At 43.4% G+C, this 12,404-nt stretch carries 9 protein-coding genes; 6 read left to right on the top strand and 3 right to left on the bottom strand.

The genetic code is table 11. The features are described 5' to 3' along the window. Together LC586_RS20780 and LC586_RS20775 are read left to right on the top strand one after the other, a co-directional pair. Positions 1-308 (top strand): metal ABC transporter solute-binding protein, Zn/Mn family (locus tag LC586_RS20780; protein WP_229486602.1); only part of this gene is annotated, 308 nt, incomplete at its 5' end. 138 nt (positions 309-446) lie between these two features. Then, complete coding sequence (locus tag LC586_RS20775) at positions 447-599, top strand: hypothetical protein (protein WP_229486601.1); 153 nt, start codon at positions 447-449, stop codon at positions 597-599. 795 nt (positions 600-1,394) lie between these two features. Here the strand turns inward: LC586_RS20775 and LC586_RS20770 are convergent. Beyond that, positions 1,395-1,571 (bottom strand): hypothetical protein, encoded by a 177-nt coding sequence (locus tag LC586_RS20770; protein ID WP_229486600.1) that lies wholly within the window; start codon positions 1,569-1,571, stop codon positions 1,395-1,397. Positions 1,572-1,930: 359 nt separating this feature from the next. Here LC586_RS20770 and LC586_RS20765 point away from each other — a divergent pair, with 359 nt between their 5' ends. Next, positions 1,931-2,728: a helix-turn-helix domain-containing protein gene (locus LC586_RS20765; RefSeq protein WP_229486599.1), complete on the top strand. Its 798-nt coding sequence runs from the start codon at positions 1,931-1,933 to the stop codon at positions 2,726-2,728. A gap of 113 nt (positions 2,729-2,841) precedes the next feature. Here the strand turns inward: LC586_RS20765 and LC586_RS20760 are convergent, their stop codons facing one another. Both LC586_RS20760 and LC586_RS20755 read right to left on the bottom strand, forming a co-directional pair. Beyond that, on the bottom strand, positions 2,842-4,095 hold the full coding sequence (locus tag LC586_RS20760; protein WP_229486598.1) for a S8 family peptidase: 1,254 nt from the start codon (positions 4,093-4,095) through the stop codon (positions 2,842-2,844). 198 nt (positions 4,096-4,293) lie between these two features. Beyond that, complete coding sequence (locus LC586_RS20755) at positions 4,294-4,671, bottom strand: NHLP leader peptide family RiPP precursor (RefSeq protein WP_229486597.1); 378 nt, start codon at positions 4,669-4,671, stop codon at positions 4,294-4,296. Between the two features lie 388 nt (positions 4,672-5,059). Here LC586_RS20755 and LC586_RS20750 point away from each other — a divergent pair, with 388 nt between their 5' ends. From LC586_RS20750 to LC586_RS20740, 3 genes are read left to right on the top strand one after another with little or no spacing between them, the layout of a single operon-like run. Next, the gene (locus LC586_RS20750) at positions 5,060-8,299 is read left to right on the top strand and encodes a type 2 lanthipeptide synthetase LanM family protein (protein ID WP_229486596.1); all 3,240 of its coding nucleotides are present in this window, start codon (positions 5,060-5,062) and stop codon (positions 8,297-8,299) included. Between the two features lie 31 nt (positions 8,300-8,330). Next, positions 8,331-9,770, top strand: coding sequence for a cache domain-containing protein (locus LC586_RS20745; protein WP_229486595.1), 1,440 nt, complete (start codon positions 8,331-8,333; stop codon positions 9,768-9,770). A gap of 2 nt (positions 9,771-9,772) precedes the next feature. Next, complete coding sequence (locus LC586_RS20740; RefSeq protein ID WP_229486594.1) at positions 9,773-12,358, top strand: amino acid permease; 2,586 nt, start codon at positions 9,773-9,775, stop codon at positions 12,356-12,358. Positions 12,359-12,404 lie beyond the last annotated feature (46 nt).

The raw sequence follows: 12,404 nt of genomic DNA, 5'->3' as shown, positions 1-12,404 counted from the left end.
CCATTGAAGGGGCGCTAGGGGGTATTAGTACAGAAGAAGCGCCGACTCCTGCGCGGGTAGGTGCATTATCAAAGGATATAAAAAAGGAGGGTGTACCGACGATTTTTGCGGAAACGACAATTAACCCTAAACTCATACAGGCTGTAGCAAAAGAAGCGAAAGTTAAGGTTTCAGACCGAGAATTGTTTGCTGATGGTTTGGGAGAAAAAGGGACAGAGGGTGAGACTTATCAGGGAATGTTGATTGCTAATACGCGCACGATTGTGGAAGGTTTAGGAGGCAAGTATACAGCGTTTAAGCCTAAATAATCAGGTAACAATTAAGAAATAGACTGCGACGCTAAAAAGTGGTGTAAGAGGAAAGTCGCAGTACATTTATATGATAATTATAATCATTATTATATAAATTATGGGATTTGCGATCGCCACTCAATAAAACCAAACGCAGTGAGTTGGGTAGTTCATCAGATTGACTGGCAGCGTACTCAACTAACATCTGCATCAGGACTTACGCAACTGGCACAGGCGATCGCCTACGGCTTCGGCTATTTTTTCTTTTCGGCGATCGCTAATCATTTCGATAAGTTTACCTTGGTCTAAATCTCCGAGAACCCTCGCTTATTGACTAGCTCTGTTAAAATTTTTGAGTGGGATTTTAATGACATAGTGTGATACAGACTTATTTAATTAACTTTGATAACTATAATTAACAGCAACTTTACTCTCTAAGTCAAGTCTGGCAACGATTATAGTTTTAAATTAATATGATAATTTCAGCTTTGTATCGGATTATTGCTAAGTTTTTGGCATACTAGGTACTGAAGAACCATTTTTCATTACCTCAAGATGTATTTTGGTAATCGGTCTGTCTGAGGAACTATGACTGTTAATGAAATTTTTCAATACTTGCAGTCAGCTAAATTTAAAATTATGAGGTTAAGCAGAATTTAATTTGAGGTAAAAAGCACCTAAAATTTATATATTTTTTAATAAACTTAGGTTTTATCTCGCACTTGATATTCTTTCAATCCTAGCCAACCCTTGGCTTTAGGGCTATTTCATTGAACCTATCTACTTGATTTGATAGAGCATCAACAGTCAGTCGCTTAAATATCAACCTAGAGGTGGGTTTATGGACAAATCAACCCGTAATATCATGTTCGGTAAATCACTTAATACTTATGTCATTGCGAATGCAACGAAGTGGAATGAAGCAATCGCAAAGGTTTGGGATTGCCGCGCTCCGCTCGCAATGACATAAGTATTAAGTCGAACATGATATAAGAGCAAAAAATCCACCTCTGCTGCATCCAGAAATTCAAAACCACCCGCTAACTCTGTAAATGAGGATATCTCTCAGCAATAATTACGGTTACGGCTGTTGAGGTCGAGGAATTAAGCGAGGCAGAACAAAGCGATAAGCCTGACGGCATGGCTACGCTTACCGCCTTCACCTAAAGCGCCGTGTGGAAAGAGCGTTTTTTGAGGCGGGTAAGGCACTGGCAGAATTGCGCGATGGGCTACGCCCCGCCGTAGGCGATCGCAGACTGTACTGTTCCACGTAGAAAACATTTGAGGATTACTGCCGCGTTCGCTTTGGTCATAGTTGCCAAAAATCGTTCCTATTGCTGTCTTGCTAGCTTGAGTAGACAGACAATGCGATCGCGCTCACCTTTACTCATCTTTTTTAGAACTCGCGTTGGTTTAATTCTTCATAACACATTCTATAACCTATACCCAGTAAAGATTTGAGGTTTTCAATTGTTGCAGTAGCAAAAAAACTGTTTTAACTGGGAAATATCAACTTTTGTAAATAAAAATTGGTATTCGTGTAAAAAAAATGGCAGTAGCAAGAGAAATATATGGAGTAATAAATTGGTTTCTTTAAAACTAACTTTTACAGTTCATTCAGTAATTGCAGGGAGTTAAATATGGTTTCTAGCAAACAGATTAGCGATCGCCAGCAGACTTCATTAGCCTTACAAACAACTAATGCAGCGCTAGAGTCAAAAGTGCAAGAGCTTTTAACTAAGTTAAATGACACTAATGAGCAATTATGCTGTGAGAAAACTTTGCACCAGCGGACACAGACAGAACTAGAAAAGTCTCTTTCTTTGCTTCAGGCAGCTTTAGATGCCACTGCTGACGGTGTTATTGCTATCAGCTTTCTCACTGCCAAGAATACCAAGACTGAGGTTCATTCAGAGATGCAATTAGGAGAAGATAACTATCTTAGCAAACCCTCTACAGTAGAAGAATTGTTGAGGGCGATCGCTGCCCGACTGGAAAAACAAGCAGCCCAAAAGGAGTGGTACGCTGCTGAGACTCAGCAAAGTTTAGAGTCAGAAAGTACTGAGATTGCCAAATCGGTAGAACCTCAATCGCTATTGCCTTCTGACCCTCATTTGCGTGAAGTCTTCGAGTTCATCGAGGCAAATTATCATCAACCGATGGGCTTAACTGACGTAGCTCAAGCAGTCGGTTACTCAGCAGCTTACCTAACTGATCTAGTGCGACGGCAAACGGGAGAGACTGTACATAAATGGATTGCCAAGCGCCGGATGGCAGCAGCGTGTTCTTTGCTGCTGGAAACTAACCAATCAATTGAACAAATTGCTGAAGCAGTGGGCTATCGTTATGCAGGATGTTTATTTCGCCAGTTTCGCATCAGCTTTGGAATGACTCCTCAAGTTTGGCGAAAAGCGCAGATACTAATTCGTAATTCGTAATTCGTAATTCGTAATTAGGGATTCAGACTCGCTACTGATAGCGTAGCGGTAGCGAGTCATCGAGCGTCTTGTTTTGCACCAAATCGTAGATTTACTGGGGGTCTTAAACCCATCTATTCAGATATTCGCGGACTCGTTGGCGCAGTCTCTCGTAGAGAAGAAGCTGCGCTATCCGCCAGTCTTACATAATTCATGCTGAATTCTGTTTCGATAAAACTTGAGTGAACTAGGGTGAGTTTCTCGTTAGGCTTGGCTATGGTCTGATATCTGCGTTTTAAGGACAAACCTGCAATCAAAACACTAACACAGACCAAGGCTAGGGTTGTGGCAGGTTCAGGAATTGGTTTAGGTTGTATACCTAGCGCTGCGATCGCTTTGTCTCCCCGAATTAAACCAAAACCTAGTCTGGAGTCAAAACCAGATGCAGGACTGTCAGCCGTATCTCTCAGCGCGTTATATATCTCAGTGGGTGTTGCGCTTGGATCTGCTTGCAATAACAGCGCTGCTACTGCTGCTGTGTAAGGTGTCGCAGCAGAGCTACCGAAGAAGTCGAAGAAGTCAGGATCGCCAATATCAGGAGCGTTTCCACCTAAATTGAAGGAAATTGGTAGCCCGTCTGGAGCTACAACATCAGGCTTCAGGGAATTTAGGTTGCCTTCGGAAGAAAAGGGTTCCAATTGCCCCTGATCTAGAACCAAACCATACGGACGGTTTGAGTAAGATTCCGCGTTCCCGTAGTACACGGCTCCAACCGTTAGTGCATTTGGGTTATTTGCGTGTCCATATATTGGGATATCGGGAAAATTATTACCACCGTCAGTGAAGTAAGAAATCCCTTGGTTGAATACTGTGTCAATTGTTTGATTAATAAGCCCAGATGGAGGCTCCAAATCCAGAAAGTCTAAAGGTACATCAGGGCTATCTTGAGGATTGTAGCGGATATCATCCACGATGATATCTGCCCCGGCAGCCACTAGAGCTTGAATGCCCTCACTGAAGATATCTGCACTGCCCGCACCTGTGTGAAATATCAACTCAGCTCCCGGAGCTACAGCATGAATGATCTGCGCTATGGCGCGACCTTCGTCTGTGGCATCAGGTTCAGAGAAATCTTTTAACACGTTAATGCCAGATGGTAAGTAGCTATCAGCTATGTTGGTCGCATAGCTATCCAAGTTACCAGAAGCGTTAAAGGTTTTTGCTGTGCTAAAGCTATCAGACATGAAACCGATAGTGATTCCCGTCCCATCTAAGCCGTAGCGATCGCGCAAAACATCAACCCCTGTAGCTTTGGCTGCTGCTTCAATCGGCAGGCTGAAAATAGCCGCCTGAACTTCGGCAATAAAGCTCCCGAATGCAGCAGTCATCGCAATTACCCCTGAAGTAACTACTCTTTGGACAAGTCTCAAATTTCTCATAGTATGTGAAAGACCTTCTCAATATTTACTCTTTCTACCAGAATCTTTATAAAAATAAACCCAGTGAACCCAGAAGAATTTTCTCTCAGGCTCACTGAGTTATAAAGTTTGCAATTTCAAGTGGTTACTGCTGTATTAAAGTTACTCTTACACCTTATCGTTCGCGTTACTAACCGCACTCCAAGCAAGGCAAATCGAACCTTTATGTCGACTGGACTTTATACAACCCGATGCACCACCGGCTACTGCCTCTAAAGCTTCCTCAGATAATTCTTCCTCAGATCCAGCAAGAGCAGGATTATTTGGAAGCACCAAGTAAACCTTATTTGCAGTTTCCTGAAGAACTTCAATTTCAATATCTTTTGGAAGTTCTTGTCCTGACTCTCTTGCAAAAACTGCTTTGGGATTGCTGAGTAATTCTTGCTTGAATGTCTCATCTTCCCAAGCCCGTTGAATGACCTTTTGCTCAAACTCGAACCGGGCGTTTGTAGCATCAGAGATGATTTTTTTCAGTTCTTCGTGCATTTTGGTTTCTCCTTATTTGCTTCTATCAATCTTTGTGATTGACACTAACTAGAATATCGATTCGGAAACTAAACCGTCAATTTGAATTCTTTAGGCATTAAATCAAAGGAAATAGAATGCCTTGACTAAAAAATCTAAATAACAATGTGAATATTTTAGGAAAATCATAAAAATCAAAGTCTTAGTATTTAATCATAAAAAGATATAAAAAATCATTAAATTGCCGAGGCTGGAAGTTGCTCGTATTAGATAAAAAACAGAAGCTAAAAATTTGTTAGTTTTATCGAAAGAATTTGAATTGTAATTCTAGGTTGGTATCCTCTAAACTACAAATCTAAGTCTGAATAAAACAAACATTATGGGTTTAACTAAATAGGGATACACATAGATGGAAGTTTCACAAGAAGATTTAATCAAAATAGTTGAGGAAGCTAGTACTCTAACCGAAAGACTGGAGACACACTTCATTCCTAATGAGACATCAGCCGATGAAAAACTGATTAGTTCACGCTGGGAAATGTGGTGTGAGGTTGTAGCACAAGGTAACTCAGAAAAATTTGCCAAACGCCTCGCATGGGACGATCGCAATTCTAAAGCTGTTGGTACCGTTCTCGGCTCTGTGTACATCAGCGAAGCACAAAAACTTCCTCTCTGGGCAGAAACTTTACAGCAAGCGTTGCAAACCGATTGGGAAATAGCTTATGCAAGTGCTTCTCGCTGTCTGGATACTGAAAAACCCATTCCCTTTGAAGAAGTTTATCTACCCTTTGTTTACGTAGCGCAGCAAAAACTCATTGCACAGGTTGGTGCTAGTTGGCAACAACTATCAGAAGCAGTTCACATACGTCTGGAACGCCAACTTTTATTGCAGTTAGTGTCTTTTTGCACCCAATCTCTAGAACTTGAATTTTCACTATTTAAAGCGCTCAAGCAATCCGCTTTCACCTTCTTATGGGGAAGAGGATTAGACATAAATTCTAAAGAGCAATACCAAACTTTTATCAAAGACTTTAAAACAGGCAAACTACTCTCATTTTTCCAGAAATACAATGTTTTAGCTCGGCTGGTGGCGACAGCAATGGATATATGGGTGGAGGAGAAAACAGAATTTCTTCAACGATTAACATTAGATTTAACAACTATCCGGCAAACTTTCCAAGAAGATACAAGCCAAATTGTTGCTATCCAATTGAACCTCTCCGATCTTCATAATAGAGGGCGATCGGTAATCGCTTTAACGTTTGCTTCTGGATTGAAACTGATATATAAACCCAGAGGCTTAGGCTTAGAAACTGCATATTTTCAGTTACTAGCTTGGTTTAATCAGCAGTTTGTTTTGCTACCGTTCAAGTTAGTCAAAGTTATCGACTGCAAGACTCATGGTTGGATGGAGTATGTAGAACATTTGCCTTGTGAAGATGAAGCAGCAGCGCAGCGATACTACCAGCGTGCCGGAATGCTTCTCTGTCTACTCTACGTTTTGCAAGGGAATGACTGTCATCACGAAAATCTGATCGCTAGTGGCGAACACCCGGTGCTGGTAGACCTGGAAACCCTCTTACAGCCTGTAGCTCAGGAAATTGATCCCAAAATAGAAGAAGTGGACGGAGCGCAATACCAAGCAAATCAACAGTTTTTCGACTCGGTGCTGCGGACTGGACTACTACCGAGATGGGACTTTGCACCAGGAGGGAAGGCTGAAGATATCAGTGGTTTGGGGGGAGTTGGCGAGGAAATTTCTGTTAAAAGGCAAAAGTGGCAGAACATTAACACTGACGGCATGGCGCTGAAGTATGAACTTGACATTATGCCAGCCCAAGCTAATACACTTCTCCTTAATGAGGTTGCCCTATCACCCAATGATTACGTTAATGAAATTGTAGATGGTTTCCGCCAGATGTATCAGTTTTTGTCAGAGCGGCAAGAAGCGCTTTTGGCAATCGATAGTCCAATAGCCACCCTAGCTCATCAAAAAGTACGGTTTTTGTTTCGTAATAGCCAAGTCTATGCTGATGTTCTGAATAAAGCTCTGAACCAAAAATTCTTGCGGCATGGTGTAGATCGCAGTATTCAGCTAGATGTTTTAAGTCGGGCATTTTTGAAGGCTGATACAAAACCTCTAATCTGGTCACTGTTGTCAGCAGAATTACAAGCTTTAGAGCAAATGGATATCCCTTACTTTGTTGCTGACTCAAGCAGTGATGCTCTGCGAGTCAATGACCTAATTATTGAGGGATATTTTAAAGAACCCAGCTATGACCAGATGATTTCTCGTCTAAGGCAGCTGAATGATGCAGATTTAGCTCAACAGATTGCAATTATTAGAGGTTCTTTTTACTCGCGGGTCGCTCGTGGCATGACCAGTGCTGCACCTACTAATGCTACTTTGGATTGGAATACAACAACTCCCTTAACACAAGCACAGTTGGTGCAAGAGGCAGTGGAAATTGCCAAAGAACTTCAACAACGAGCAATTCAAGCATCCGATCGCAGTGTTACCTGGATTGGCATGGGATACTTGCCTAACTCAGGGCGGATGCAACTTCAGCCTCTAGGCGATGGCTTATACGATGGTGTTTGCGGTGTCGCTTTATTTTTAGCAGCGATCGTAAAAATTACTGGTGACGCAGAATTTCAAGATTTAACACTCAGTGCCTTGCAAGACCTGAGAAAAACCTTGCAGAATATAGACGCAAACTCTGGGCGTAAATTTACTAAACAAATTGGTATCGGCGGAGCCACTGGATTAGGATCTATTGTTTATACCTTAGTAAGGATTAGCCAATTTCTGGATGAGCCAGAGCTTTTAGATATTGCTAGCCTTGCAGCTTCCTTAATCACTCAGGAAAGCATTGAGAGCGATCGCTCTTTTGACACAATATCCGGCTCTGCTGGGGCAATACTAGGATTGCTGAGTTTGTACCAAGCTTTATCAGATCCAGCTATTTTAGATCGAGCCACTACTTTAGGTTATCACCTACTAATTAACCGCACTAAAAGCGATTCTGGATTTAGAGCTTGGGCAACCTTAGAAGGAAAGTTACTCACAGGTTTTTCTCATGGTGCGGCAGGTATTGCCTACGCCTTACTGCGATTGTATAAAACTACGCAAGATCCGAATTTCCTCGAAGCGGCAGAAGAAGCGATCGCCTATGAACGCAGTTTATTTTTCCCCAATGCCGGAAATTGGCAAGATGTGAGAGGAGAAAAACCTTCTTTTATGACCAGTTGGTGTCATGGTGCTACTGGTATTGGTTTAGGTCGTTTGGGGAGTTTAGAAATTCTTGATACTCCCGAAATCCGGCAAGAGATTGCAGTCGCATTAAACACGACTCAACAGTTTGGTTTACAAAACCTTGACCATCTCTGCTGCGGTAACTTTGGCAGGATGGAAGTGCTACTGGTAGGAGCCATCAAACTGTCGAGTTCAGAACTACTAGAAACTGTCCAAAAACAAGCAGCAACAGTTGTCGCCAGAGCAAAGCAAGTCGGTGCTTTTTATTTATTTCCCGAACTTCCCCCAGATGTTTACAATCCTGGTTTCTTTCAAGGCACCGCCGGAATTGGTTATGAGCTACTGAGGTTAGCGTATCCAGAATTACTTCCTTCTGTGTTGCTGTGGGAGTGAACTTAGAGATTTTTGCAATTAAGTGGATTAAATGAAGCGCTTACATTGGTTACTTTACCCGCCAGCCTGGTCTATAGCTGCCAAAATATCAGCAGTGTTGGTGTCAGTTGCACTCATACCGATGAGTTTTACCACCTATTACAACTTGCGGCAGAGCTTGGATAGTGTGGAGACTGGCGAATACCGCAAACTAGAATTGTTAGCTACCAGTACCGCTAGTCGGCTTGACCAGTTAATTATTGATATTAAGCGTGTTGTTGTCCAAGTTAGCAGCGATCGCAATGTCGTCAATTTCCTCGCAGCTTCCACATCTTCAAAGCGATCAGCCCTCCGCCCTGACTTGCAACAAATGCTAGAAAACGTCTTCCGTTCTAACCCAGACTTTGATGCTGTGTTTGTGATGGATAAACAAGGTCGTACTGTCGCCGCCAGCGATCGCAAATTCCTTGGTCAAAACTACGCCTTCCGTGAATATTTCCGTTCCAGCATCCAGGGCAAATCTTATATATCTAGCATCTTAGTAGGCGAAACGACGAAACGACCAGGGATGTTTTTCTCCCAACCAGTGCGATCGCAAGAAGGCGAAATTATCGGAGTCACAGTAGTTAAAATTAAAGGAGAAGGTATCTGGGCGATCGCAGATGCGCTACAAGTAGGCTCCCAAAGCTATACCTTTTTAATTGACCAGCAGGGAGTAATCATCAGTCATTTCAATAAATCTCTCCTTTACCATAGCCTCGTTCCCCTGCCGCCTGAAATATTAGAGCGGGTTGTGAAGGATAGACGTTACGCTCTAGATCAGATTCAAAGCTTAGGCATTCCAGAGTTGCAGGTAATGCTGAGAGCTAAACATGCAGGTCACACTACCTATCGCTTTCCACCTCAGGAAATGCCCCGGATAGTTGGCTTTGCACCTTTGCAAGAACAACCTTGGGTATTGGGGGTCAGTCAGCCCAAAGAAAATTTTAGCGAACCATTGAAGCACCTAATCTGGCTGCACGGCGGCAGTCTGTTGATTGTGGGGGGAATCACAGCCATCATGGCGTTGCTCCTAGCGCGAAGAATTTCTCGACCGATTTACGCCCTCACAGCCGCAGCACAAGCACTGGAGCATGACGATTTTGATTCTCGGATAGTGAAGTTGCTTCCTAGATTAACGAAATTAGCTCATAGCCAAGACGACATGGGTCAATTAGTCCGCGTTTTCTTGAAGATGGCTGAACAAGTGAGGGTGCGAGATCAAAAGCTGAAAATGCAAGTCCGGGAACTGCATATTGAGATTGACGAGACTAAAAGAGCCACTAATGTTGCGGAAATTACTGAAAACGAACATTTTCTACAGTTACAAAAAAAGATTCAAAAGCTCAAAGAACAGAAAGTAACTGTTAGGGAAACTGAGACAGATTACTACCAGAGATTGCAGACAAAGGTGCAATCCCTCAAAGAGCGATCGCTAAACTGTGAGGCATAGATATGTCATTCGATGACGACGAACTAATATCACGAGAGGAAGTGCTAGCAGGTTTACCAGCTAAACGAGCAAAAACAGTACTGTTTTTGCTTGAGAGCCGCACAGCACAGATAGTGGCGCGATCGCGGATGGAGTTTTCCCTCACCGAGCAAGCGGCCTCAGAGCGCGATTTAGCTTTCTTGGAAGCCTTTGCTTTAGGAAACGCCCCACCACTCCACCCCACCATCCAACACTTGGAACGCTACGCCGAGCAGTGGACAACCCTCGTGCCGGAAAACCCCAGACTGAAAGCTGCGATCGCCCATGCCCTCAGCCAGAAGTACACTTTCATGTATCAATCAGTGCCTAACATCCGGGCAACTTTGGGTTTGGATCAAAAGGCGGTGCAAATGGCTTACTTGCGTTTGTATAGAAAACAACTGCTGACCATTTTTGCATCCAAGTTATCACTGATTGAACAGTGGCGCTGGATGACAGCAGCGATCGCCCAGCGCTTGGAGTCACTTCCACCCTTCTGGTTAGCCTCCATACTTACCGTAGCTTTGGGTCTTCCTCAAGCTTTCTTAGCCTTGCCCATCGCCGTAGCCGATGTCGGCCCTTTAGCTACAATTGCTTTCGTAGTCATCATCGGTATAATCAATATCCTAACTATGGCTTGTATGGCAGAAGCCATTGGTCGCAGTGGCGATTTCCGTTATGGCAATGCTTTTATCAAACAATTAGTATTTAATTATTTAGGAAATACAGGCTCATTTATACTTTCTATAGCAGTTGGTATCCGTGTTTTCCTCATAGCATTGGCTTGTTATATCGGTTTGTCGGTAACTATGGCAAACTTTACCCAGATACCAGCAGCATTGTGGGCGATGTTGCTGTTCTGCGCTGGATTGTATTTGGTATCTCAAAAATCGCTTAACTTTACCGTTGCCTTGATGGTATTACTAGCAGGTATCAACGTGAGTTTGCTTCTCATCCTTTCACTGTTAGCATTGCGACACATCCAACTAGAAAACCTTTTATATATAAACTTGCCCTTTCTTGGCGGTCAACCTTTCGACCCCTGGATGCTACAACGGATTTTAGGTGTGAGCCTGATGCTTTACTTTGGCCATGTTTATGTGGGAGAATGTGCCAAACTAATACTTCCCCGTGACCCTAGCGCTGTATCCTTAATTTGGGGAAGCGTAGCGGGAACTGCTTTTTTAACTATTCTCTTTTGCATTTGGGTACTAGCAGTTAACGGAGCCGTATCGCCAGAGTTGCTAGGTGGACAATCAGGCACTGCTTTAGAACCATTAGCATTGGAAGTCGGTGCGATCGTTACAGTTTTGGGAGCAGTATTAGTCACCTTACTGTTGGGAATGGCTTGGCTCCGCAGTTCCAGTCTCTTAGTCAACCTAGCTAGGGAGTGGTTGCCTGCCCGACCCCAACCGATTTTGAGGCTACCTCGCCAGCAAGGAATGTTAATCTTGCATCCCTCTGGCGACCCCAACCGCATTCCTTATATTGGTTTAACCTACCTGGGACTGGAAGAAGCTAAGTCCAAGTTTCGCCTAGATATTCAGTTAAGCGGCAATGTCCATCATGTAGAAATTGCCTTCGCTCAACATTGGGATATTAAAGAGCTACTCCATCAGTTCCCAGACTTAGACAAGTGGGATACTCGCCTGACTTTAGAAGTCAAGTCAGCTAACCATGATAGTGCTTGTGTACAAGCCATTTCACCCATGCTCTTGGTTTACGAAGGAGGGTTGAAAGCTGATTTCAGCAATGCTACTTCCGAGCATCAGAGTCAGACACAAAGGTTTTGGAAAACCTTACTAAACCAACGGCGCTTTTTCCTATCCATCAGCCCGTTACTGCTAGTTTTCCTGCTAACCGAGTGGCTGTTCCTGGCTGGGGAGCAATCCTTTACCAGCATACTCGCCTTTGCTGGTGTACTTGGCAACTCCCTTGTAGGCGGTATTTTCCCAGTTTTACTATTGGTTTCTAGCCGACGCAAAGGAGAGCTTTTACCTGGAGTAGTCTTCAAGATTCTCAACCATCCGTTTTTCAGCGTAGGTGTATACAGCCTATTTTTAGGCATTCTACTCGTCCACGGTTTGTTCATCTGGGAAAATTCTGTGGCGCGTATCAGTGCATTGTCTATTGCTGTCTTATCGTTAGGAGCAACTTTAGTAATGAAGTACTATGGTGCCTTTACTTCTCGTCTAGTAGTAGAACTGCGAGAGCAACACCAAGGAGGACGATCCGTATTTACAATCACTGCTGGCGGACAACCAAAAATCGCAGAAGTGTTATTGGGATATGCCGAAGGTGAACAACACTACCAAGCTGCCACTGTCGAGATTCCATCACTCTCATCCTTACAGTATGCCACTTTCCGCTTACCAACCAAGCGAAAACAGGAATTGAGAGTGTGGGCACACAGGAGCAATTCCAAGATTGACTCTAAAAGTTTGCCTGCATTTGTGGAAGTGGAGAGTGGCAACAAAAATATGCACTTTGACTTGATGTTATCCGGTGGACGAGTTTTGCTACCTCTGATTAGTGATGGTTGCTGGTTGAAATTTACCTTTCCAGAGTAATGAGGGGGTGGAGAGTTAGGAGTTAGGAGTTAGGAGTTAGGAGTTA

Origin of the sequence: Nostoc favosum CHAB5714 (assembly GCF_020829495.1) — a bacterium.
GTDB lineage: Bacteria > Cyanobacteriota > Cyanobacteriia > Cyanobacteriales > Nostocaceae > Nostoc > Nostoc favosum.
Note: the sequence above shows the minus strand (reverse complement) of the source record. Positions and strands in the feature narration are given on the sequence as shown.

Coding starts and splice junctions, on each gene's coding strand:
- LC586_RS20770 (WP_229486600.1), bottom strand. CDS start 1,571: ATGTTTTCTACGTGGAACAGTACAGTCTGCGATCGCCTACGGCGGGGC.
- LC586_RS20755 (WP_229486597.1), bottom strand. CDS start 4,671: ATGCACGAAGAACTGAAAAAAATCATCTCTGATGCTACAAACGCCCGG.
- LC586_RS20760 (WP_229486598.1), bottom strand. CDS start 4,095: ATGACTGCTGCATTCGGGAGCTTTATTGCCGAAGTTCAGGCGGCTATT.
- LC586_RS20765 (WP_229486599.1), top strand. CDS start 1,931: ATGGTTTCTAGCAAACAGATTAGCGATCGCCAGCAGACTTCATTAGCC.
- LC586_RS20750 (WP_229486596.1), top strand. CDS start 5,060: ATGGAAGTTTCACAAGAAGATTTAATCAAAATAGTTGAGGAAGCTAGT.
- LC586_RS20745 (WP_229486595.1), top strand. CDS start 8,331: ATGAAGCGCTTACATTGGTTACTTTACCCGCCAGCCTGGTCTATAGCT.
- LC586_RS20740 (WP_229486594.1), top strand. CDS start 9,773: ATGTCATTCGATGACGACGAACTAATATCACGAGAGGAAGTGCTAGCA.